24 protein-coding genes are annotated in these 21,133 nt (G+C 63.0%); 13 read left to right on the top strand and 11 right to left on the bottom strand.

All coding sequences use genetic code 11. The annotated features are described in order from the left end of the window. Positions 1–29: 29 nt before the first annotated feature. Entirely contained in the window at positions 30–1,166 is a 1,137-nt protein-coding gene (dapE, locus tag ACQCSV_RS14290) for a succinyl-diaminopimelate desuccinylase (protein WP_354153427.1), read from the top strand. A 97-nt stretch (positions 1,167–1,263) separates the two neighbouring features. On the opposite strand, the gene ACQCSV_RS14285 is transcribed toward dapE, so the two are convergent. From ACQCSV_RS14285 to ACQCSV_RS14270, 4 genes are all read right to left on the bottom strand, one after another. Beyond that, the gene (locus tag ACQCSV_RS14285; RefSeq protein WP_354153428.1) at positions 1,264–2,121 is read right to left on the bottom strand and encodes an amino acid ABC transporter permease; all 858 of its coding nucleotides are present in this window, start codon (positions 2,119–2,121) and stop codon (positions 1,264–1,266) included. Beyond that, positions 2,118–2,768 (bottom strand): amino acid ABC transporter permease, encoded by a 651-nt coding sequence (locus ACQCSV_RS14280; RefSeq protein ID WP_160672472.1) that lies wholly within the window; start codon positions 2,766–2,768, stop codon positions 2,118–2,120. The genes ACQCSV_RS14285 and ACQCSV_RS14280 overlap by 4 nt, the downstream gene beginning before the upstream one ends. Before the next feature lie 91 nt (positions 2,769–2,859). Continuing rightward, entirely contained in the window at positions 2,860–3,744 is an 885-nt protein-coding gene (locus ACQCSV_RS14275) for a glutamate ABC transporter substrate-binding protein (protein WP_354153429.1), read from the bottom strand. A 73-nt stretch (positions 3,745–3,817) separates the two neighbouring features. Next, entirely contained in the window at positions 3,818–4,573 is a 756-nt protein-coding gene (locus tag ACQCSV_RS14270) for an amino acid ABC transporter ATP-binding protein (RefSeq protein ID WP_354153430.1), read from the bottom strand. A gap of 116 nt (positions 4,574–4,689) precedes the next feature. On the opposite strand from ACQCSV_RS14270, the gene ACQCSV_RS14265 reads away from it, so the two are divergent. The 4 genes from ACQCSV_RS14265 to ACQCSV_RS14250 all read left to right on the top strand — a co-directional run bounded on the left by ACQCSV_RS14265 (position 4,690) and on the right by ACQCSV_RS14250 (position 7,541). Next, complete coding sequence (locus tag ACQCSV_RS14265) at positions 4,690–5,472, top strand: TIGR00730 family Rossman fold protein (protein ID WP_354153431.1); 783 nt, start codon at positions 4,690–4,692, stop codon at positions 5,470–5,472. Positions 5,473–5,495: 23 nt separating this feature from the next. After that, on the top strand, positions 5,496–5,894 hold the full coding sequence (locus ACQCSV_RS14260) for a DivIVA domain-containing protein (protein WP_354153432.1): 399 nt from the start codon (positions 5,496–5,498) through the stop codon (positions 5,892–5,894). A gap of 62 nt (positions 5,895–5,956) precedes the next feature. Beyond that, complete coding sequence (locus ACQCSV_RS14255) at positions 5,957–7,138, top strand: hypothetical protein (protein ID WP_354153779.1); 1,182 nt, start codon at positions 5,957–5,959, stop codon at positions 7,136–7,138. A 235-nt stretch (positions 7,139–7,373) separates the two neighbouring features. Next, positions 7,374–7,541, top strand: coding sequence for a DUF3117 domain-containing protein (locus tag ACQCSV_RS14250; RefSeq protein ID WP_354153433.1), 168 nt, complete (start codon positions 7,374–7,376; stop codon positions 7,539–7,541). 84 nt (positions 7,542–7,625) lie between these two features. Here ACQCSV_RS14250 and ACQCSV_RS14245 read toward each other — a convergent pair whose 3' ends face one another. Then, complete coding sequence (locus tag ACQCSV_RS14245) at positions 7,626–8,258, bottom strand: O-methyltransferase (RefSeq protein ID WP_056343985.1); 633 nt, start codon at positions 8,256–8,258, stop codon at positions 7,626–7,628. A 227-nt stretch (positions 8,259–8,485) separates the two neighbouring features. Here ACQCSV_RS14245 and sigE point away from each other — a divergent pair, with 227 nt between their 5' ends. The 3 genes from sigE to ACQCSV_RS14230 all read left to right on the top strand — a co-directional run bounded on the left by sigE (position 8,486) and on the right by ACQCSV_RS14230 (position 10,473). Further along, entirely contained in the window at positions 8,486–9,103 is a 618-nt protein-coding gene (gene sigE / locus ACQCSV_RS14240) for an RNA polymerase sigma factor SigE (RefSeq protein WP_354153434.1), read from the top strand. An 8-nt stretch (positions 9,104–9,111) separates the two neighbouring features. Beyond that, on the top strand, positions 9,112–9,993 hold the full coding sequence (locus tag ACQCSV_RS14235; RefSeq protein WP_354153435.1) for an anti-sigma factor: 882 nt from the start codon (positions 9,112–9,114) through the stop codon (positions 9,991–9,993). Positions 9,994–10,062: 69 nt separating this feature from the next. Further along, positions 10,063–10,473, top strand: coding sequence for a Sec-independent protein translocase TatB (locus tag ACQCSV_RS14230; RefSeq protein WP_354153436.1), 411 nt, complete (start codon positions 10,063–10,065; stop codon positions 10,471–10,473). Positions 10,474–10,498: 25 nt separating this feature from the next. Here the strand turns inward: ACQCSV_RS14230 and ACQCSV_RS14225 are convergent, their stop codons facing one another. The 3 genes from ACQCSV_RS14225 to ACQCSV_RS14215 are packed head-to-tail and all read right to left on the bottom strand — an operon-like array spanning position 10,499 to position 13,668. Beyond that, entirely contained in the window at positions 10,499–11,626 is a 1,128-nt protein-coding gene (locus tag ACQCSV_RS14225; protein ID WP_354153437.1) for an Mrp/NBP35 family ATP-binding protein, read from the bottom strand. Positions 11,627–11,636: 10 nt separating this feature from the next. Continuing rightward, the gene (locus ACQCSV_RS14220; RefSeq protein WP_354153438.1) at positions 11,637–12,392 is read right to left on the bottom strand and encodes a DUF1003 domain-containing protein; all 756 of its coding nucleotides are present in this window, start codon (positions 12,390–12,392) and stop codon (positions 11,637–11,639) included. After that, positions 12,385–13,668 (bottom strand): magnesium transporter MgtE N-terminal domain-containing protein, encoded by a 1,284-nt coding sequence (locus ACQCSV_RS14215; RefSeq protein WP_185261097.1) that lies wholly within the window; start codon positions 13,666–13,668, stop codon positions 12,385–12,387. Before ACQCSV_RS14215 ends, ACQCSV_RS14220 begins: the two co-directional genes overlap by 8 nt. Before the next feature lie 77 nt (positions 13,669–13,745). Here ACQCSV_RS14215 and ACQCSV_RS14210 point away from each other — a divergent pair, with 77 nt between their 5' ends. Further along, positions 13,746–14,741, top strand: a complete 996-nt coding sequence (locus ACQCSV_RS14210) for a general stress protein (protein WP_354153439.1) — start codon at positions 13,746–13,748, stop codon at positions 14,739–14,741. 108 nt (positions 14,742–14,849) lie between these two features. Here the strand turns inward: ACQCSV_RS14210 and ACQCSV_RS14205 are convergent, their stop codons facing one another. Together ACQCSV_RS14205 and ACQCSV_RS14200 are read right to left on the bottom strand one after the other, a co-directional pair. Next, the gene (locus tag ACQCSV_RS14205) at positions 14,850–15,203 is read right to left on the bottom strand and encodes a hypothetical protein (protein WP_426938649.1); all 354 of its coding nucleotides are present in this window, start codon (positions 15,201–15,203) and stop codon (positions 14,850–14,852) included. A 184-nt stretch (positions 15,204–15,387) separates the two neighbouring features. Next, the gene (locus ACQCSV_RS14200) at positions 15,388–16,986 is read right to left on the bottom strand and encodes an aminopeptidase P family protein (protein WP_354153441.1); all 1,599 of its coding nucleotides are present in this window, start codon (positions 16,984–16,986) and stop codon (positions 15,388–15,390) included. Between the two features lie 71 nt (positions 16,987–17,057). Between ACQCSV_RS14200 and ACQCSV_RS14195 the strand changes: the two genes are divergently transcribed. Next, complete coding sequence (locus tag ACQCSV_RS14195; protein WP_354153442.1) at positions 17,058–17,912, top strand: PHP domain-containing protein; 855 nt, start codon at positions 17,058–17,060, stop codon at positions 17,910–17,912. A 40-nt stretch (positions 17,913–17,952) separates the two neighbouring features. Here ACQCSV_RS14195 and ACQCSV_RS14190 read toward each other — a convergent pair whose 3' ends face one another. After that, positions 17,953–18,276 carry a hypothetical protein gene (locus ACQCSV_RS14190; protein ID WP_426938648.1) on the bottom strand — a complete coding sequence of 108 codons (324 nt, stop codon included), beginning with the start codon at positions 18,274–18,276 and terminating at the stop codon, positions 17,953–17,955. 757 nt (positions 18,277–19,033) lie between these two features. Between ACQCSV_RS14190 and ACQCSV_RS14185 the strand changes: the two genes are divergently transcribed. From ACQCSV_RS14185 to ACQCSV_RS14175, 3 genes are read left to right on the top strand one after another with little or no spacing between them, the layout of a single operon-like run. Beyond that, positions 19,034–19,825, top strand: coding sequence for an amino acid ABC transporter ATP-binding protein (locus tag ACQCSV_RS14185; protein ID WP_354153443.1), 792 nt, complete (start codon positions 19,034–19,036; stop codon positions 19,823–19,825). A gap of 11 nt (positions 19,826–19,836) precedes the next feature. Beyond that, the gene (locus ACQCSV_RS14180) at positions 19,837–20,469 is read left to right on the top strand and encodes an amino acid ABC transporter permease (RefSeq protein ID WP_426938647.1); all 633 of its coding nucleotides are present in this window, start codon (positions 19,837–19,839) and stop codon (positions 20,467–20,469) included. Next, positions 20,466–21,122 (top strand): amino acid ABC transporter permease, encoded by a 657-nt coding sequence (locus tag ACQCSV_RS14175; RefSeq protein WP_282328796.1) that lies wholly within the window; start codon positions 20,466–20,468, stop codon positions 21,120–21,122. Before ACQCSV_RS14180 ends, ACQCSV_RS14175 begins: the two co-directional genes overlap by 4 nt. Positions 21,123–21,133: the final 11 nt, after the last annotated feature.

The following is a 21,133-nucleotide window of genomic DNA, read 5'->3' as shown; positions in this document are numbered from 1 at the left end:
AGGCGCCGGGTTCGAACTAGACTGGCAACGTGACTGCCGAAACCGCTCCTGAATCGATCACCGTGCCTTTGGACCTCCGTCAGGATGTCTCCGTGCTGACAGCCGCCCTGATGGACATCAACAGTGTGTCCGGGAACGAGACGGACCTGGCTGACGCCGTCGAGGTGGCGCTGCGGGCCATCCCCGAACTCCACGTGGTCCGCGACGGTGACTCCATCATCGCCCGCACCGAACTGGACAGGGCGGAACGCGTCATCCTCGCCGGACACCTGGACACAGTGCCGTTGCCCGTGACCGAAGGAGCGCGCGGTACCGTTCCGTCCACCTGGGAATCCGGTGTCCCGGGGGAGGGCGTGCTCTACGGACGAGGAGCCACGGACATGAAAGGCGGCGTCGCCGTGCAGCTTGCGCTGGCGGCCACAATGTTCGACGGCGGCGCGGAACCTAAGCGGGACGTCACCTTTGTGTTCTACGACCACGAGGAAGTGGAAGCGGTCAAGAGCGGGCTGGGTCGCCTGGTCCGCAACCACGGCAGCCTCCTGGGCGGGGACTTTGCCATCCTCCTGGAGCCGACCCATGGCACCGTCGAGGGTGGCTGCAACGGCACCAGCCGTTTTGAGGCCACTACGGTGGGCGAGGCCGCGCACTCCGCGCGGGCGTGGATGGGCAGCAACGCCATTCACGCGGCGGCAACCATCCTTGCCAGGCTGGCGGCTTATGAACCCCAGACCATCAACGTGGACGGACTGGACTACCGGGAGAGCCTCAACGCTGTGAAGATCAACGGCGGCACGGCGGGTAACGTCATTCCGGACCGGTGCGTGGTGGAGATCAACTACCGCTTCGCCCCGGACAAGACGCCGGACCAGGCGGAGGCGCATGTCCGGGAACTGTTGGAGGGCTTCGCTGTGGTCCGCACGGACGCAGCCGCCGGCGCCCGCCCGGGACTGAACCACCCTGCCGCCGCGTCTTTCGTGGCCGCGGTGGGAGCCGAACCGAAACCAAAATACGGCTGGACCGACGTCGCGCGTTTCAGCGAACTGGGGATCCCGGCAGTGAACTTCGGGCCCGGTGATCCGCTGCTGGCCCACAAGGACAACGAGCACGTTGATGCCGACGCCATCCGGGAGTGCCTGCGGGCGTTGCGGAGCTGGCTGGCGGCGTAGCTCCTCCCGAAAGGCAAAAGCACCAACAACAGGCTCCACACAAAAGGTCCGGAAACCCCTGGAGGGTTCCGGACCTTTTGCGTGTGCGCGCGTGCTGCTATTTGCGTTCCGATACGTCCGGTAGTTCAGGTGCGACCACTGCGGTTGGCGCCGGCGCAACACCGCCTGCCGTTTTCGTCGAACCCCGGCGCTCGATCCAGATTGCGAGCCGGGAAACGCAGATGTTGATCACAATGTAGATCGCGGCAGCTACGAAGAAGATGGGGAACAGGAACGCGTTACCTAGGAAGTCCGCCATGACCTGCACCGCGCGCAGAAGTTCGCCGTACGCCACGATGTAGCCCAGCGAGGTGTCCTTCAGGAGCACCACCAGTTGGGCAACCAGCGACGGCATCATGCGCCGGACCGCCTGCGGCAGCTCGATGAGCAACCGGGACTGGAAACTGGTCAGGCCGATGGTCAGGCCCGCCTCCCGCTGTCCCCTCGGCAGTGACTGGATGCCGGCCCGGATGATCTCCGCGAAGATAGCGGTGTTGTAGAGGACGAGCCCCGTCACCACCGCGACGAAGGAACTCGTCCCGAATACCAGCAGGACGAAGAGCATCATCAGGACAACCGGCATGCCGCGCAGGAACTCCAGGACCACGCGGGCCGGAATCCGGATCCAGGCGACCAGCGAGATGCGCAGCAGGCAGAACAACAGGCCGAGGGGAAAAGCGATCACTGCGGCGAGGGCGGCGGCGCTGAGCGTGGCACCGAGGCCATTGCCGAGCAGCATCCAGACGTCGCCCCGGGTGAAGATCGCCCAGCGGCGGCCTTCAAAAATGCCTTGCTGGGCGAGGGTCATGACGATCCATGCCAGAAGTCCCAGGATCAGCACGGTTCCAACCACGGAACCGATCAGCGAGACCCGGCGCGCTTTGGGGCCGGGAACGTCGTAGAGCACTGAAGTCATCGGGCAATCGCCACCTTTCGTTCCACCGTGCTGGCAAGGACGCCCAGCGGAATGGTGAGGAGCAGATAGAAGAACGCAACGCCCAGCAGAACTGCCATGACCTGGTCACCGTTGGCGTTGGCCATTTGGCGGCCGTAGCCGAACAGTTCCAGGACAAAGAACGCGCCGGCGACGGAGGAGTTCTTGACGAGGGCGATCAGGATGTTGATCAGCGGCGGGATCACAGTCCGCAACGCCTGGGGAAGAATGATGAGGTTCAGGACCTGGCCGAAATTCATGCCGATACTGCGGGCGGCCTCCGCCTGGCCAAGAGGGACGCTATTAACGCCTGAGCGGACTGCTTCGGCGATGAAGGCCGCTGTGTAGGCGCTGAGGGCGATGATCGCTGCGACCTCGAACTGCTGGAATGTTACGCCGAGGCGGGGCAGGACGATCGCCGCGAAAAAGAAGGCAATGGTCAGCGGAGTGTTCCGGAGAATCTCCACGTAGACGGTGCTGAATCCCCGGAGGGCCGCAACGGGCGAAACGCGGGCTGCTGCCAGGAGTGTTCCGAGAATGAGGGCGATGATCCCGGAGACGACGGACAGGAAAAGGGTGCGGAGAAGGCCTTCCCAATAAAGGGGGAGGTTTTCAATGATGACTTCCATAGGATCCTTCGGCTCTGGCGTAGGGGGTCAAAGCAGGCTGGCGGCTTCCGGGGAACGCGTGCAGCAAATCCCCGGAAGCCGCCGTGGCTACCTAGTAGCGTTTGATGGCGGGAAGTTCAGGGGCGGTCTTGATGACCGAACCTGCAGTTGCTTCCCAGGCCTTCTTGTAGGACCCGTCCTTGCCAAACGCCTCGAGCTGGTCATTGATCCAGTTGCGGAACTCGGTGTCGTCCTTCTTCAGGCCAATGCCGTACGGCTCTTTGGTGAAGGTTTGATCCGACGCCAGCTTGAAGGCATCCGGTTCCTTGTCCACAAAGCCGGCCAGGATCACGTTGTCCGTGGTGATCGCTTCGACCTGCTTGTTGCGCAGCGGCTCAAGGCAAGCGGAGTAAGTGGCTGCCGGCACGAGCTCGGCCTTGTACTTGTCCACGATCGTCGCGGCAGGGGTGGAACCGGTCACGGAGCAGACCTTCTTGCCTGCGACGTCCTCAGGCTTGGTGATGGACGTGTTGTCCTTGTTCACCATCAGCGCCTGACCGGCCTCGTAGTACGGGCCCGCAAAGCTGACAACCTGCTTGCGCTTGTCATTGATGGTGTACGTGGCAATAACAATGTCCACCTTGCCCTGCTCGATGAAGGGTTCGCGGTTGGCTGAGACAGTCTCTGACCATTCGATCTTGTCCGCAGCGATGCCCAGCTTGGCTGCGATCAGCTTGCCCATCTCGACGTCGAAGCCCACCGGCTTGCCGTCCAGGCCCACCTGGCCGAAGAGCGGCTGATCGTACTTGGTGCCGATCTTGATGGTGCCTGCGGCGGACAGCTTGGCCATGGTTGTGCCGGCGGCAAACGTCGGCTTGTCGGCAACGGTGGGATTACTGGTGCCGGGGGTGGTGCCGCCACAAGCGCTAAGGGACAAAGCCAGGGCAGCGGTGGCCGCCACGAAGAACGACTTCCGGCGGGTCATAAATGCCTTCATGACATTCCTTTCATTGATCGGCCGTGGGTCACGGCCTGGGTGCGAACTGCAGTGTGTGTTCGGTGTTGGGAAATCAGTGCGTGAGCAGCTTGGACAGGAAGTCCTTCGCGCGGTCAGTCTGCGGATTGGTAAAGAATTCTTCCGGTGTGGCGTCTTCGATGATCTGACCGTCAGCCATAAAAACCACGCGGTCGGCGGCCTTACGAGCAAAGCCCATTTCGTGGGTGACCACAACCATGGTCATGCCTTCCTTGGCCAGCTGGATCATGACATCGAGAACTTCGTTGATCATCTCCGGGTCAAGCGCAGAGGTGGGCTCATCAAAGAGCATGACCTTGGGCTTCATGGCCAGGGCGCGGGCGATGGCCACACGCTGCTGCTGGCCGCCGGAGAGCTGCGCCGGGAGTTTGGGGGCCTGATGACCCACGCCCACGCGCTCAAGCAACGCCATGGCTTCCTTGTCGGCCTGGGCCTTGGCAATGCCTTTGACCTTGATGGGACCAAGCGTCACGTTCTCAAGGATGGTCTTGTGCGCGAAAAGGTTGAAGGACTGAAAGACCATGCCGACGTCGGCGCGGAGCTGCGCCAGTTCTTTCCCCTCCGCCGGCAACACCTTTCCATCAATGCTGATGGTGCCGCCTTCGATGGTTTCGAGACGGTTGATGGCACGGCACAACGTGGACTTTCCTGAGCCTGACGGTCCAATGACCACCACCACTTCGCCCTTGCGGACGTGGAGATTGATGTCCTTCAATACGTGCAGCTGACCGTAATGCTTATTCACACCATTCAGGGAGACGAGCGCATCGCCGGGCACATGAGTAGTCATAAGAAGAATCTAGCGAACATTGGCTGGATATGAGGCGAATCACGCCAAGTTCGCGCGGATCGTGATTCAAGAGATACCTGCCACGGGCACGCCCGCCTTGGCATTAGCCTTGGAGGATGAGCATCAACGCAGATCCGGCCAAAACTTCCCAGCCGCGCCGTAAGGGGCCCCTTGAACTCCGCCGCAAGCAGGCAGCTGTGGAAATGTCGGACCAGCATCTGCTTGATACCAAGGGCGCCGGACAGTTCGTCCATTCAGACCCGTGGCGTGTCCTCCGGATCCAGAGCGAGTTCGTCGAAGGGTTCGGCGCGCTTGCCGATCTGGGGCCCGCCGTCAGTGTCTTCGGCTCGGCCCGTACCAAGCCTGGCAGCCCGTACTACGAAATGGGCATGGAAGTAGGCCGGAAGCTGGCAGCGGCAGGCGTGGCCGTCATCACCGGCGGCGGTCCGGGCTCCATGGAGGCCGCCAACCGCGGCACCGTGGAAGGCAACGGCGTCTCCGTCGGGCTGGGCATTGAATTGCCGTTCGAGCAGGGCCTGAACCAGTGGGTGGACCTCGGCATTAACTTCCGGTACTTCTTCGCCCGGAAAACCATGTTCGTCAAATATGCCCAGGGCTTCATCGTTCTTCCGGGCGGACTGGGGACATTGGATGAACTCTTCGAAGCCATGGTCCTAGTCCAGACCCGGAAGGTGACCTCCTTCCCGATCGTGCTCCTGGGCGTCGACTTCTGGGGGCCGATGATCGAATGGATCAAGGGCACCCTCGTGGCCGAAGGAATGGTCTCCGCAAAGGACCTGGACCTCATCCAGGTGGTGGACGATCCCGCAGAAGCGGTGCAGCTGGTGCTGCACGCGACGCCCCCCGTTCCCGCCAATGGCGAGCAACGGCCCGAATAGGCCGCCTGCGCGAATCTGGCACGATGGGTGCTGTGAGTTTTTTCCTGGTCTACTTCGCCATCGTGCTGATCGCCGCCACCCTGTGGGCAGGCGCCGGTGGCCGCCGCGGCATTCTGCGCAGCCTCCGCCGGGGCAGTGAACCGGCCACAGGCGCCGAGGTCCCGGAGAATCCGATTCTCTACCCGGGGTTCGGGCAGCCGCCCGCCAACCTTCCGCCGGTGCTACTGCCCGCGGACGCTGCACCTGCCGACGTCGACCGGGTCCGCTTTTCCCTCGGCCTGCGTGGGTACCGGATGGACCAGGTGGACCAGGTCCTCGACGAACTGCGGGACCAGATCGCGGCCAAAGACGAAGAAGTGGGCAGGCTCCGGGCACGGCTGCTGGACTCGGAACGGGCGGCGCACCCGGAGGCCGGAGCTTGAGCACTGACACAGGGGACCGGACGGGCCCGCCTGCGTTGATCACCGCATTCGGCGCCCGCGCCATGGGGGCGGTCCAACGCTGGCCCTGGTGGCTGCAGGTTGCCGCCCTCTACGCCACTGCCCGGATGGTCAGCGCCTGCATCTTTATGGCAGCAGCCCTGCACCAAGGGCCCAATCCGTGGTTTCCGGCCGTCCCTGACTACTGGAACTTCATCAATATCTGGGATGCGCGTTGGTACGGCCGGATCATCACCGACGGGTATCCCTCACCGCTTCCAACGGATGCCGCTGGCAACGTGCAGGAAAATGCGTGGGCCTTCTATCCGCTCTTCCCGGCCCTGGGCCGTGCGCTCGCGGGCCTGACCGGAATCAGCCCTGCCGCGGCGCTGACGGGCGTCGCTATGCTGGCGGGCTTGGGCGCGGCGCTGGTTTTGTATTGCTTGTTCAGGCACAAGGCTTCGCACACTGCGGCGCTTTGGGGGGTGGCATTTTTCGCGACCTTTCCGGTGTCCGCCATTCTCCAGGTCCCGTATGCGGAGCCGCTGACCGTTTTCCTGCTGGCCACCGCCCTGCTGCTCGTCATCAGGCGTCATTATTTCGTTGCCATGCCGGTGGTCCTGCTGCTGTGCCTCTCCCGACCTGTGGGCGTTCCCTTTGCCGCCATGGTGGGGCTTCTCTTCCTCTGGCGACTGGTCGAACGGGGGCGCGAGGAGCGGCCGGGCACCCACAGCCTCGGGGAGCTGGTCTCACTGGCGGGCCTAACCGTGGTGTGCGGGGCCTCGGCACTGCTGTGGCCGGCGGCGGCCTGGGCCGCCACCGGAGATATTGAGGCGTATACCAAAACCGAGACAGTGTGGCGCGGCCGTGACCTGGTGCCCTTCAAGCCCTGGTTCGACGCCGGCGTCGACCTCTTTGGCCCCGTCCTGGGGATCGTGGCGCCATTCGTCTTTGCAGGCCTTTTTGTGCTCCTGCTGTTCTCCCCGCCGGTGGTCCGGCTTGGTGTGGAGATGCGCCTTTGGTGCGCCTGCTACATGGGCTACCTCCTGGTGTTCCTCCACCCCCAGACCAGTACCTTCCGGATGTTGCTCCCGCTGTTCCCGTTGGCACTGGCAGCCGCGCTGTTGTCCCGGTCCAAGGCGTACCGCGGCACGGTCCTGACAATGTTTATCCTGCTCCAGATCGTGTGGATCGTCTGGCTGTGGGCATGGGCGCAGCTTCCGGGCGGCGGAGATTATCCGCCGTGATCGCGGGCGGCGCCTGGCCGGCGGATTGGGGAATCCGACGCGGCCGTAAATGTCCATCGATTAGCTACGTGCGGGTCATTACGGGATAATAGTAAGTAAGCAGGGACAAAAAGCATTCAGAAATGTTCAGCCGTGGCGGCATCAGTACGGGCCGCCATAGCGGCTTGATTTGACCATGCGGACACAGCCCATCCGGGCTGATATGTCCTGGGACTAAATGGAGGGGAAATTCCTCATGGCGGCTATGAAACCACGCACCGGCGACGGCCCTATGGAAGTCACCAAAGAGGGCCGCAGCCTGATCATGCGCGTACCGCTCGAAGGCGGCGGACGGCTTGTGGTGGAACTGAACGCTGCGGAGGCGGTCAACCTTAAGGAATGCCTCGTCGGCGTGACTGAATAAATCCTGTTCGGCATTGCCGAATAATCCCGCAGGGCCAGGGTCCGCAGCCAACCGGCTGCGGACCCTGGCTTATTTTCGGTGGAGCTACTTCTTGACCGCGACCAGCAGGCCGTCGCCGGTGGGAAGCATAGCGGACGCCAGGCGGTCGTCATCGCGGATTGCCTTCCCCACCTGGCGGAGCACCACAGTGTTGGACTCCCGGACAGCCGGGTTGGCCACGCGGTCCTTGTCCAGGGCGTCATTGATGATGAGCAGTCCGCCGGCCTTCAGGAGCCGGACGGCCTGTTCCACGTAGCCGGGCAGGCCGGGCTTGTCCGCGTCAACAAACACCAGGTCATAAGCGGAGTCGGTCAGGCGCGGCAGGACATCACCGGCGCGGCCGGAAATGGTACGCGTGCGGTTGGCCGGGCTGCCGGCCTCGGAAAAAGCTTCACGTGCAGCCTTGAGATGTTCCACGTCCACGTCGATGGTGGTCAGCACGGCCTGCGGTCCGAGCCCCCGCAGGATGCAAACCCCCGAGACACCTGCGCCTGTGCCGATTTCGACGGCGGTCTGGGCCTTCGAGCCCGCAGCCAACACCGTCAGCACCGCACCAACACCTGCGCCGATGGGGGTCACTCCCAGTTCGAAGGAGCGCTCCCTGGCACGAAGCATAACCTCATCCTCTGCGGGCAGATCTTCTGCATAGGACCAGCTCGTGGATTTGTCGGCGCTCATGTGATTCGCTTTCTGGGCGGCAGGGGAGTGTTTAGTACAGCCTACTGTGTGCGGGGGTGCCGGCCGGAGAAGGGAATCGTTGTGCCTCTGGCCGAATAACCGCCTTGGTCAGGAAATTCCCAGCCAAATTTGAAATAATGGATATCCGGTCATCCGTGAGGTGACCGGCGCCGAACCAGAGATGTCAAAAGTATCCAGGCGATAGCAATCCACGATGGGAGTGGACGATGTCAGCATCAGGTATGGCACCTGTCCTTGCAACGCAAGTTTCCGCCGCTGTGTGGGTCAGGCCCACCTGGGAGGAAGTGGTGGCCAACCACTCCGCCAAGGTCTACCGGCTGGCGTACCGCCTGACCGGGAACAAGTTCGACGCCGAGGATCTCACCCAGGAAGTGTTCGTCCGCGTCTTCCGGTCACTGGAGAATTTCAAGCCAGGGACACTCGATGGCTGGCTGCACCGGATCACCACAAACCTGTTCCTGGACCAGGCGCGACGGAAGACCCGCATCCGCTTTGACGCGCTGGCCGATGACGCCGAATCCAGGATTCCAGGGCGGGAGCCCGGGCCGGAGCTAAGCTTCGAACTGAACAACCTGGACCTTGACGTCCAGGCCGCCTTGGAGGAACTGCCCCCAGACTTCCGCGCCGCCGTCGTTCTTTGCGACCTCGAAGGCCTGTCCTACGACGAAGTGGCCGCTGCGCTCGGCGTCAAACTGGGTACTGTCCGTTCCCGTATCCACCGGGGCAGGACCATGCTGCGCGAAAAGCTGGCCCACCGTGATCCCCGGCCTCAGCAGGGACGCAAGCCGAAGCTTTCGCTGCCGCGCATCGCCAGCATCCTCTGATCGGTACCATGACGCCCCAGAACCCCTTCGGCCGCCGGCATCCCCGCGGCGCCGAGCATGTGCAGGACTGCTCAGAATGTGCAGCCGCGCAGAAGCGTGAACGCCAGTACATCGAGCGTCTCCGTGACGCGGCCGTGCCACGTGCCAGCGATGACCTGACCGCCCGGCTGCTGGCGAGGACGCAGTTGCTGGCGGCTGCGGCCGAGCCAGCCCAGCGCCCGTACCAGGCCGTGAAAGTCCTTGCACTCACTGCCGGCGGTACAGCCGCAGCCGCAGGAATTCTTGCCGTCAGTGCGTTTGCGCTGGCAGGGGACAGCACGTCCGTCCCCCAAACGGCTATCAAGGGGAGCCTGGCGCAGCATACGGCCCAACTGCCGGCCGACGGCAGGGAGCTCGGTGCCCCGCAACTGCTCGCCCTTCGCTCGGAAGGCTGGGTCTGCCCGGAACTGGAGCAACTTGGGTTCCACGTCCGGATGGCAAATGCGATAACACTTAACGGGCGGCCGGCGGTGGAGCTGCGCCTGTCCGATGGAAGCCACTACGCCACGATCGTCGAACAGCATCCTGCGGACGTCCGGCAGGAGTCCGGTCAGGACGCAGGCCTGAGCACATACCAGTCGCATGAGAAGCTGATCGTCAGCAACACGGCCCCCTGGACGGCCGTTATTGAGACCACGGCCGGCACTTTTACGGTTGAGTCCGACCTCCCGGCGGAACAGGCCGACGACGCCGTTCCGCTGCTGGAGCGGCTCAGCGTCCTCGCCGTTAAAGGCATTAACACGGCTGCCAGCTCGGAGGCCGGCGCCTACCCGACGGTTGCAGCGGACGACTCCCCCGTGGCGCGGTTGGAACGGGGAATCCGCAAACTCGGGGAGATACTGGCTCCATGATACAGGCACTTTGCGACGCTGGCGGGCAAAAATCGTCAGCCGGGCTCCGGAGAGGGTAATCTTCCTAAAGTGTTTGGAATCAACGGCCCGGAGTTCTTCATCCTGCTGCTCATCGGCATCCTGGTGATCGGTCCCCAGCGCTTGCCCGAATACACCCAGAAACTTGCGAATCTGGTGAAGGAAGTCCGCCGGATGGCCTCCGGTGCGCGGGAGCAGATCAAGGAAGAAGTCGGCATCGACATTGATGATGTCGACTGGAAGAAATATGATCCCCGCCAGTATGATCCGCGGCGCATCATCAAGGAAGCCCTCCTGGACGACGACGCCAAACCCGTCAGTGCCGGCGCGCCGGCCGCGGTAGCTGCCGTCGCCGGAGCAGGGGCCGCTGCCACAGGCGGGACGGCTTCGTCCCGTCCGGAACGCGTGGTCCAGTCACTGCCCCCGGGCGAACCAGCCCCGTTCGATACCGAAGCAACCTAGGCGCAGTCGCCCCTGATGGGCTGCGCTAGCGCGGCTGCAGGCCCAGGCTCATCCCAGTGAGGCCTCGGGGCCTGGCAGCAAGTTTTCCCGCAATCTCGATCAGGGCAATGGCCGCCGGGGTCTCGGGCCGGCCCAGCACGATCGGCGCGCCCGCATCGCCGCCTTCCCGCAGCAGGATGTCCAACGGAATCTGTCCCAAAAGCGGAACATCGGTTCCCACCGTCGTCGTGAGTCTTTCGGCGAGGACCGCCCCGCCGCCGCTGCCAAACAGCTCCATCCTTCCGCCGTCGGGCATTTCCAGGTATGACATGTTCTCGATGACGCCGGCCACCGTCTGACCTGTCTGGGTGGCGATGGCACCGGCGCGCTCGGCGACGTCGGCAGCTGCGGCCTGCGGCGTGGTGACCACCAGGATCTCCGCCTTCGGCAGCAACTGGGCCACCGAAATCGCGATGTCACCGGTGCCGGGCGGCAGGTCGAGGAAGAGGGCGTCGAGGTCGCCGAAGTAGACGTCGGTCAGGAACTGTTCCAGGGCCCGGTGGAGCATCGGCCCACGCCAGGCAACCGGCTGGTTTCCGGCCACGAACATGCCGATGGAAATTACTTTCACACCGTAGGCCACCGGCGGCAGGATCATGTCGTCCACGCGGGTGGGCGCCTGCGTGATGCCCATCAGGGCGGGAACCGAGAATCCATGCACATCGGCGTCCACGATGCCCACCCTGAGGCCTTGGGCGGCCAGGGCGCAGGCCAGGTTGACCGTCAGCGATGATTTGCCCACGCCGCCCTTTCCGCTGGCCACAGCAAACACCTTGGTCAGCGACCCCGGCTCGTTGAACGGAATCCCGCGCTGGCCGGAGGCGCCGCGGAGCTGTTCCTTCAGGGCGTCCCGCTGGGCCTGGTTCATCACCTTCAGTTCAACGTCGACGGCGGTCACGCCTGGAACTGAGGAGAGCGCCTTTTCGGAGTCGGCAGTAATGGTCCCGCGCAGGGGGCAGCCCGCTATGGTCAGCAGGACGGCTAGCCTGACATGGCCGTCCGCAGAGATGTCCACGGACTCCACCATGCCCAGTTCCGTGATGGGACGGCGGAGCTCAGGATCGATCACGGTGGCCAGTGCAGCGTTGACAGCCTGCTCCAGAGGGTGGCTCATGCGGGGAGGCTCAGCTTTCGGTGGTCGGGTTGTGCTCCGGGACGGCCTGTTCCTGAACGGATGGCTCCTTCTCGGCCTGGTCCTTAGCTGCCTGCTCTTTGGCGGCATGGCTGGCTTTGACCTTGGGAATCTGTTGCGTGCGGGGGTTCCGCTGTTTATCGCGTTTTTCCTTGAGCCTGTCCTTGATCTTCTCGCGCGGTGACTCGTGGCTGCCGGCTCCGGCGTGATCGTGTGTCCGCAGTTCCTCCTGCGCTTCCAGCATGTCCTCAAGGAGCGTGCGCAGCTCGGCCCGGACGTAGTCGCGGGTGGCAACCTCGCGCAGCGCGATCCTCAGGGACGCCAGTTCCCGGGTGAGGTACTCGGTGTCGGATAGGTTGCGTTCGGCGCGCTGCCTGTCCTGCTGGAGCGAAACGCGGTCGCGGTCATCCTGCCGGTTCTGGGCAAGCAGCAGCAGCGGTGCCGCGTACGAGGCCTGCAGCGAAAGCATCAGCGTTAGGAGCGTGTAGCCCAGGAGGCGCGAATCGAACTGCCACGCCTCCGGTGCCCACGTGTTCCAGACCAGCCAGATGACAACGAAGACGGTCATGTAGACCAGGAACTGTGGCGTGCCCATGAACCGGGCGAAGCCTTCCGTGGCGTGGCCGAACGCGTCCGGATCCGGCGAGAATTTTGGCAGGATGCGCTGGCGGCCGCTTAAAGGTGTGTCGAGCCCGCCCTTGGCTGCCGCCTTCTTGTTGGGATTCTTGGGGGCGCCGGTGTCAGCCAATGCGGCCTCCCAGTTTTCTTATCGGGGCTTCGCCATCATAGGCGCGCCAGTCATCGGGTAACAGATGATCCAAGACGTCATCAACAGTCACCGCCCCCACAAGCCGGCCGGCGTCGTTGACCACCGGAAGGGAGTTCAGGTTGTACGTTGCCAGGGTGCGGGCCACTTCGCTGATGTGGGCTTGATCGGACAACGGCTCAAGATTCTTGTCCACCAGGTTGCCCAAGGGCTCGAAGGGCGGGAACCGCAGGAGCTGCTGGATGTGGACCACACCCAGGAAGCGTCCAGTGGGGGTTTCCAGCGGAGGCCGGGTGATGAAGATGGACGAGGCCAGGGCGGGGGAGAGTTCCTCGCGGCGGACGTGGGCCAGTGCTTCGGCGACAGTCGCTTCCGGGGGAAGGATCACCGGAACCGGCGTCATCAGGCCACCGGCGGTGTCCTCGTCGTATTCGAGGAGCCGCCTGACGTCGTCGGCGCCTTCGGGTTCCATGAGCTGAAGCAGTTCTTCTGCCTGTGCTGTCGGCAGTTCGCCGAGGAGATCGGCGGCGTCGTCGGGATCCATTTCCTCCAGGACGTCGGCTGCGCGCTGGACGTCAAGGGCGGACAGGATTTCCACCTGGTCGTCTTCGGGCAGCTCCTGCAGGACGTCAGCCAACCTCTCATCCTGGAGTTCGCTGGCCACTTCGAACCGGCGTTTGTCGCTCATTTCCTGCAGTGCCTCGGCGAAGTCTGCGGGTTTGAGGTCCTCGTGGTTGGCGACGAACTGCGTGGCTGCCTGCGGTTCAGTGCGGGCACCCTGGAGGGCGTCGGCCCAGTCGATGATCATGGTCTCGTTCCGGCGCAGCCGGCTGAGCGGGGACAGCGAGTGGCCCCGGCGGACGAACAGCTTGCTTACGAACCAGTCGCGGGACCGGTGCTGGTCCATGGCGATGTCCTCGATGGTGGCGTCGCCGCTGCCGTCCCGGAGAGTGACGCGCCGGTCGAACATTTCCGCGACCACCAGCGTCTCCGCGCCGCGCTGTTCAAAGCGCCGGAGGTTGACCAGTCCCGTGCAGATGATCTGCGTCTGGTCGATGGAGGTAATGCGTGTCATCGGCACGAAGACCCGCTTTTTGCCGGGAACTTCGACGACGATACCCACCACGTGCGGGGCACCGCGGCTGCCACGTGAGAGCACCACCACATCGCGCAACCTGCCCAGGCGGTCGCCCAAAGGGTCGAAGACGTCAAGACCCAGCAGGCGGGCCACGAAGACGCGCGAAAGATTTGTGCTCACGTCTACAGGCTACCGAGTCTGCTCTCTTTTAGCTGAATTTACAGGCGGCTTACATGCTGATGGGCAAGAATGGGTGTATGTCAAACATTTTTGGTGCTCCCAAGGCCGGTGGCCCCAGTGGGCCCGACGACGCCCGGACGGTGCCTACCGGCGACACCGTGGGCTCGTACACCTCCTACTTGGATGCCCAGAAGGCGGTGGACTACCTCGCCGACCAGCAGTTCCCGGTCCACATGGTTTCGATCGTGGGCAACGAACTGAAGATGGTTGAGCGGGTGACCGGCCGCCTCAGCTACCCGCGGGTGGCTCTCTCCGGGGCGCTCAGCGGTATGTGGTTCGGCCTTTTCGTTGGCGTCATGCTTTCGTTCTTCGCACCATCGCCCGGCTACTTCTCGATCCTGGCGTCTGTGCTGATGGGCGCTGCCTTCTTTATGCTGTTCGGGATTGTCACGTATGCCATGCAGCGCGGAAAGCGGGACTTCACCTCCACCAGCCAGGTGGTGGCCACCAACTACGACGTTGTCGTGTCAGTCGAAGCCGCCCATGATGCGCGCCGGCTGCTCCAGCAACTGCCCATGAACCGGTCGGACGCAGCCGCTGCGCCTTACAATCCGCAGGGCTACCAGAACCAGGAGTACGGCCAACAAGGCCAGCCGGGCAGTCAACAGGGCCAGCCGGGCAGTCAACAAGGCCAGCCGGGCAGTCAACAGGGCCAGCCGGGCAGTCAGCCAGGTCCGGCCCCCGCGCGCCCTGCCAGCTGGAATGACCCCTACGGACAGCAGGGTGCTGGTACCCCAGGACAGGGGACAGTCCAAAATGCGGGCCACGCCGCCGGCCCAGAGCAGGGCGCGCAGCCGGAGGCAGCGGCCCAGCCGGCGAAGGCTCCCGCGGCCGCCGTCCGCTACCCGGACCTCCCTGACGGCCGGCCCCAGTACGGAGTCCGTGTCACAGACCAGGCCACTACCGGCCAGCCTGGCTCAGAACAGCAAGGCACAGGCCAGCAGACCACAGAACAGTCCCAGACGCAGTCCCTGCCTGACACCACCAAGGACTCCGGCGAATCCACGCACTAGGCAGCGCCCCGGAGGCCTGGTTATATACATGGCCCGAGGAGCGATGCCGGCAGTAAGCAAACAACTCCGCCCGGTGCAGCAACTGCTGCACCGGGCGGAGTTGTTTGTTTAGCTGTCCTTCTTGACGCTGCCAGCTGTCAGTCCACCAATGAGGTACTTCTGGAACATGAAGTACAGCACCACGACAGGGACGGCGCAAACCAGCGAGGCCGCCATCAGCTGCGAGTACACGGGGATTGCGCCACCCTCGACCGCGGACGCGAAGACCTGCAGCGGTGAAGGGTTGGAGGTCTCGCCCGGGGGAAGAGTGGGCATTAGGGCGTACTTGTACTTGCCTTTGACGGCTGAGGCGTCCAGTGCGGGGATGGACAGCGGCGACGCCATGGGGAAGTAGGCTGCCTTGCCGGCCGCGAAGGCGGCCAGGGCCTTCGGATTTGCCCACCAGACAGAGGACGGGTCCAATCAACTTGTCCTTGGTCACCCAGCCGAAGTACGTCTCGTAGGCTTCTTGGCGATGGGGTCATCGAGACGAGTAATCATCAACGCCAACTTTTGGCAAGCGATTGCCAAAAACTGTTATGAGAGTTTCACCGAGGGATATGACTGTCCAGCGCATCCGTGCGGAGATGCGCTGGACGTACGTTCTCTAGCCGTTATCGCCGGTTGGCAACCCGCCGTCCAGCTCCTGGTAGATGCCTGCCATCCAGGACTGGATGTCATCGGCCTTGCGGGGCAGCGCGGCGCTGAGGTTCACCGGACCATCGGCGGTCATCAGGATGTCGTCCTCGATCCTCACTCCGATGCCGCGGTACTCAGCGGGGATGGCCAGGTCCTCGTTCTTGAAATACAGGCCCGGTTCGATAGTGAAGACCATGCCCGGCGTAAGGATGCCGTCCAGGTACAGCTCCCGCTTTGCCTGGGCACAGTCGTGGACATCCAAGCCTAGGTGGTGACTGGTGCCATGAGGCATCCAACGTCTGTGCTGCTGGCCTTCGGGGCTGACGGCTTCCTCGACGCTCACTGGGAGCAGCCCCCATTCGGCGAGGCGTTCCGCCAACACGGTGGTTGCGGCGGTGTGGATGTCACGGAACCTCGCACCCGGCCGGGCAGCGGCGAAGCCGGCGTCGGCAGCATCCAGGACTGCCTCGTAGACCTTGCGCTGAACATCAGTGAACGTACCGTTGGCCGGCAGCGTCCGGGTGATGTCGGCGGTGTAGAGCGAGTCCGCTTCCACACCGGCATCGAGCAGCAGCAGTTCGCCGGCGTTGATCCGGCCGGTGTTCCGAGTCCAGTGCAGGACGGTGGCATTGTTTCCGGCGGCGGCGATGGTGTCGTAGCCCAGTTCGTTGCCTGCCTCGCGGGCACGGGCAAAGAACGCGCCTTCCACGACGCGCTCGCCGCGGGCATGGGTCAGGGCGCGGGGCAGGGCCTTGACTACCTCCATGAAGCCCTCGACAGTCGCAGCTACTGCGGTCATCATCTGTTCGATTTCCCACTCATCCTTCAGCAGGCGGAGTTCGGACAGCGCTTCGGAAAGTTTTTCATCCAGTGCATCCAGGACAGCCAGGTCCAGGTTGTCCGGGTCCTTGGCAGTGTTGTACCGGGCAGTATCCACCAAGGCATCGATGTTCTCGTCCACCTTACGGACCAGCCTGATGGAGATGCCGCCGATTTCGGGCGCGCCCACGTTCTTGGTGATCGCTGATTCAAGTCCATCGATGTGGGCCGTAGCCAGGCCCAGGCGTCCTTCGAACTCGGCCAGTGTGGGCCGTGCACCGATCCAGAACTCGCCGGAACGGGAGTCAGCGTAGAACTGTTCTGTATCCCGGCCGGCCAGCGGACGGAAGTACAGTGTGGCACGGTGGTGGCTGCCGCCGTCGCCCTTTCCTTCACCGGCAGGCTCCAGAATGAGGACAGCGTCCGGCTCGTGGTCCAGGCCCAGCCCGGTGAGATGCGCAAAGCCGGAATGAGGACGGAACCTGTAGTCGCAGTCGTTGGAGCGGACCTTCAGCGGACCGGCCGGGATGACCAGGCGTTCGCCTTTGAACTTCTCCGAGATGGCCTTACGCCGGGCCGCGGCGTAGTGGGCCACGGCGTCGAGCGCCGGAAGTTGTTGCTCGGAAGGCGCCCAATTGCTGGCCATAAAGGCCTTGAATGCAGCGGAACTGGGCCGCTGAGAGCGGTTGTTGACGCGCTCATCGAGGGGCTGGGAAGCAGAGTTCAGGGTATTTTCGGCATCGTTCACGGCACCATCGTCTCACCAGCACCGAGACCAGGGCCAATACCCGCGCCGGCGCGGTCAACTAGGCTGGGCAGGTGAGGATTGACCTGCATGCCCACTCGAATGTTTCGGACGGCACCGAAACCCCCGCCCAAGTGATGGCTTCGGCTGCCCGGGCGGGCCTGGACGTGGTGGCACTGACCGATCACGACTCCACCGATGGCTGGGCTGAAGCGTCCATCGCCGCACGGGAAAACGGGATGGCAATGGTTCCCGGCATGGAGGTTTCCTGCCGGACCGGGCAGGGCATCAGTGTGCATCTGTTGAGTTATCTGCACGATCCTGCCCATCCGGGGCTGCTTGAAGAGATCACCAAGGCCAAGGACGCGCGCCTCACCAGGGCGGAACGTATGGTGACCTTGCTGGCCGAAGACTACCCGCTGACGTGGGACGACGTTATCCACCATGTGGCTCCAGGGGCCACCCTGGGGCGGCCGCACATCGCTGATGCCTTGGTGGCGGCCGGTGTGGTTTCGGACCGCTCGGAGGCGTTCACGTCCATCCTGACGTCCCATTCGCGCTACTTTGTCCAACACTACGCACCCGATCCGGCCACCGCCGTCGAACTGGTCCGTGCCGCAGGTGGCGTTCCCGTGTTCGCCCACCCTGTGGCGTCCGGCCGGGGCCGGATCGTGGGGGAGCGCACCTACCGCGACATGATCGACGCCGGCCTGGCAGGGCTGGAGATCGATCACCGCGACAACCCGGAGGAGGGGCGGGAATTCCTTAGGAGCCTTGCCGCCAAGCACGGACTGCTGATCACGGGTTCCTCGGATTACCACGGGACCGGAAAACCCAATCTTTTCGGGGAGAATCTCACTGCACCGGAGGTACTCGCAAGGATAGAGGAATTGGGTACGGGAACCGCCGTTGTGCGCGCGGATCTGTAGCTAAGGAGCGCGCATTGACCATTAGTCAACGCTGAGTACTCTAGCGCTTACTGGGGAGCGGCGAAGGCCCATTGCGTGTCTCGTCGTAGGCAGTGCCCAACGAGTTTCCATCGGTGATTGCGGCCGCTCCTACGACACGCACTGCATCCACGAGCACAGCTGCCTGCGCTGCCCGCTGCTGCGGCCCGATCCCACGGCCAGACCCCGTCTGGCACAGATCCGCGATAACCTCATTGAGCGCATCGCCAAAGCCCAGTCCCACCGCTGGCTCGGAGAAGCCGAAGGCCTCAAAGTCAGCCTCGCCGGGGCCCGTGCCAAACTTGCCGAAATGGACCAAATCACCGAGCGCCGCAACACGACCCAACTCGGCATGCCCACCTTCACTCAACCCGCCGGCCCGTGATCCATTCCATCCCGGAGACCAGGGATCTCTCACTTCCTCGTACAAGCCTGCGGACACCAACGCCATCACCTTTTCCACCACATCCGGCGGAAAAACCCGCGTCAAAACGCTGATCGAGACATGATGACTCAACCGCTCAGGACCCTCGTGTGTCACACATCCACTACGCACCACGCCGAAAGATCAACCATTTATTCATAGTAAATGAAGATGAATTGATAGCGTTTTGATACTTTTTTTTTCACAAATTGATTCCTATGATTAAGCCCACTAACAACGATGTTAATCAAGGAGTACAAGTGATCCGAGCCAGTCCTCCCGCCGAACCTCTGAGGCAACCACGATTTGTGTCGAGCGCACGTATGGGGCGGCGAGACTCTATGGTGGCCTCGTCTCTCCCTGCGGGCAGATTCCGGCCCGGGCCCACGGCTCCGCGCCTAGCGAGATTACTGTCCAAGTAACGGTCGTGATCACCATCCTGAGCGGACACTTCTTGCAGCCGGTTCGAACCTTGCAGCGTTCTGTAACTCACGGTGTACCTGGCTGATTTCACGGATTTCGACGCCTACACCCTGGCGTATCTCAAACGTTTCTCCGGATACCCGCTAGCGCCCCGAACGACCGTGCAAGTGGCGGGATTTCGTGGAGACAAACGAATTGAAATCAGCGCGATTGCGGCGCACGGTGCCGCGAGTTCTTCCAATGAAGGAAAACAATCATGAATCATCCCGTGAACAATACTGAAGAGTCTGCGCCAATGTTTCTGCGAGCCAGCGGAATCACCAAGAAATATAAGGAACACCGAGCAGTGGACAATGTCACGCTCGAAATCGATCAAGGTGAAGTAGTGTCGATCATCGGCCCGAGTGGAGCGGGGAAGAGTACCTTTCTGAGGTGCATCAACTTCCTTGAAATGCCGACCGAGGGCACGGTGTCGATCGGCAAGGAATCTGTTGCGGTCCGGACCGACTCTCGACTGCCTTCGAGGGCAGAGCTCGCCGCGATTCGGCGAAGCGTAGGTATGGTGTTCCAGTCGTTTAATTTGTTTCCTCACCTCACTGCCCTGCGGAACATCTCACTTGCCCAGGAGCGCGTGCTGGGGCGCTCCGGCGAAGAGGCCGACGAGAAGTCCTATCAGCTTCTGAAGCGTGTCGGGCTCGATAAAAAAGCGAAGGCCTATCCCGGTCAATGCTCCGGCGGGCAGCAGCAACGCATCGCCATTGCGCGAGCCCTCGCACTCGACCCTCTGGTCATGTTGTTCGACGAACCAACTTCCGCCCTTGACCCTGAGGTGGGTGCGGAAGTTCTGGCGGTAATGCGTGAACTCGCCGATGAAGGAATGACCGCGATCGTGGTCACCCACGAAATGTCCTTTGCGCGGGACGTCTCCGACCGCATGGTGGTCATGGTCGACGGCTCGGTGGTTGAGGAAGGGGATCCGCACGCTATTATGAGTGCGCCGTCCCATGAACGCACCCGCCAGTTCCTCAGCGCAGTTGTGGGGCGTTGATGTTAGGAGTCGTGGGGTACATCGCGCTCGGAATCGGTGCCACGCTGTTGATCACGGCATCAGCTTTCACCATCGGCGGGATTCTCGCCATACCGCTTGCTCTCGCGCAGCGATCGCGATTCGCTTTTCTCCGGATTCTTGTGCGAGGAGTGGTCAACCTGGTGCGCGCGGTGCCACCGCTCGTGTGGCTCTTTCTCGTGTTCTTCGGCTTCGCCGAACTGGGGTTGCGGATGTCTCCGCTGATGGCGGCGATCGCCACTTTTAGTTTCATCGCCATGAGTTACTTCGCGGAGATCTATCGGGCCGGGCTGGCCGCCCTCAGTCGGGGCCAAGAAGAGGCCAGCGCGGCACTCGGGCTGAGCACCGTCGACAGCTACCGCTTCATTGTGGTTCCTCAGGTGTTTCGGGTTGTCGGCCCGATGATGGCCAGCTACGGAATTGGTCTTCTGAAAGATTCAGCTCTGGCATCCACCATCGGCGTCGTGGAACTCACGTTCCGTGCCGCCTCCCAGGCGCAACAGACAGGTCAGGGGCTAACTGTTTTCGCCATCGTCGGGATCATCTACTTGATCTTAAGCCTTCCCCTCGCCATTGTGTCCCGGCAGGTCGATAGCCGGCTGCGCGCAAGGTTCTCAGTCGCATGATCGAGAACTTGCTGTCCTGGACACAGTACTTGCCGGCCCTCTCCAAGGGTGTCGGTGTCGCTCTCTCCATGACCGGGATCGTGATCGTTCTCGGATACCTTTTGGGACTCATACTCGCCTATGCGAGCGTGAGCAAGCTCCAGGTGATTAAGATCGTCGCACTCGTCATCGTCGAGGTCGGACGCGGAGTTCCTCTGCTCGTGCTGCTCTACATCGTTTACCAGGGCCTGCCTCAATTGCAGCTGACTCCGACAGCATTCGCGTCGGCGGTGATCGCGTTCACCTGGTCGGCGGGCGCCTACTCTGCAGAGGTCATCCGAACCAGCATTGATGCGGTGCCCAATGGTCAGAGCGAAGCCGCGATCGCGGTCGGCATGAACCGTCTCGATTCGTTCCGATTCATCATCGCGCCGCAGGCAATCCGCGTGGGAATTCCGCCACTGATGAATATCGCAATCCAGTTCTTCCAGTTCACGTCACTGGCCTATGTCATCACGGTTCCCGAAATTATGCAGGCAGCCTATTTTCAGGCAACCGTCACTTTCGACTACTTCTCCGTGTTCCTCGCCGCCGCGTTCCTCTACGCAGTGATCACGATCCCCGCGACAATGCTCGTCTCGCGATTGGAGCGTCACCTAGCCAAACATCTGTAGCACGCGAACCC

It is taken from the genome of Pseudarthrobacter sp. S3 (genome assembly GCF_050156905.1).
Lineage (GTDB): Bacteria > Actinomycetota > Actinomycetes > Actinomycetales > Micrococcaceae > Arthrobacter.
Note: the sequence above shows the minus strand (reverse complement) of the source record. Positions and strands in the feature narration are given on the sequence as shown.

Coding starts and splice junctions, on each gene's coding strand:
- ACQCSV_RS14285 (WP_354153428.1), bottom strand. CDS start 2,121: ATGACTTCAGTGCTCTACGACGTTCCCGGCCCCAAAGCGCGCCGGGTC.
- ACQCSV_RS14280 (WP_160672472.1), bottom strand. CDS start 2,768: ATGGAAGTCATCATTGAAAACCTCCCCCTTTATTGGGAAGGCCTTCTC.
- ACQCSV_RS14275 (WP_354153429.1), bottom strand. CDS start 3,744: ATGAAGGCATTTATGACCCGCCGGAAGTCGTTCTTCGTGGCGGCCACC.
- ACQCSV_RS14270 (WP_354153430.1), bottom strand. CDS start 4,573: ATGACTACTCATGTGCCCGGCGATGCGCTCGTCTCCCTGAATGGTGTG.
- ACQCSV_RS14265 (WP_354153431.1), top strand. CDS start 4,690: ATGAGCATCAACGCAGATCCGGCCAAAACTTCCCAGCCGCGCCGTAAG.
- ACQCSV_RS14260 (WP_354153432.1), top strand. CDS start 5,496: ATGGGTGCTGTGAGTTTTTTCCTGGTCTACTTCGCCATCGTGCTGATC.
- ACQCSV_RS14255 (WP_354153779.1), top strand. CDS start 5,957: ATGGGGGCGGTCCAACGCTGGCCCTGGTGGCTGCAGGTTGCCGCCCTC.
- ACQCSV_RS14250 (WP_354153433.1), top strand. CDS start 7,374: ATGGCGGCTATGAAACCACGCACCGGCGACGGCCCTATGGAAGTCACC.
- ACQCSV_RS14245 (WP_056343985.1), bottom strand. CDS start 8,258: ATGAGCGCCGACAAATCCACGAGCTGGTCCTATGCAGAAGATCTGCCC.
- sigE (WP_354153434.1), top strand. CDS start 8,486: ATGTCAGCATCAGGTATGGCACCTGTCCTTGCAACGCAAGTTTCCGCC.
- ACQCSV_RS14235 (WP_354153435.1), top strand. CDS start 9,112: ATGACGCCCCAGAACCCCTTCGGCCGCCGGCATCCCCGCGGCGCCGAG.
- ACQCSV_RS14225 (WP_354153437.1), bottom strand. CDS start 11,626: ATGAGCCACCCTCTGGAGCAGGCTGTCAACGCTGCACTGGCCACCGTG.
- ACQCSV_RS14210 (WP_354153439.1), top strand. CDS start 13,746: ATGTCAAACATTTTTGGTGCTCCCAAGGCCGGTGGCCCCAGTGGGCCC.
- ACQCSV_RS14185 (WP_354153443.1), top strand. CDS start 19,034: ATGAATCATCCCGTGAACAATACTGAAGAGTCTGCGCCAATGTTTCTG.
- ACQCSV_RS14175 (WP_282328796.1), top strand. CDS start 20,466: ATGATCGAGAACTTGCTGTCCTGGACACAGTACTTGCCGGCCCTCTCC.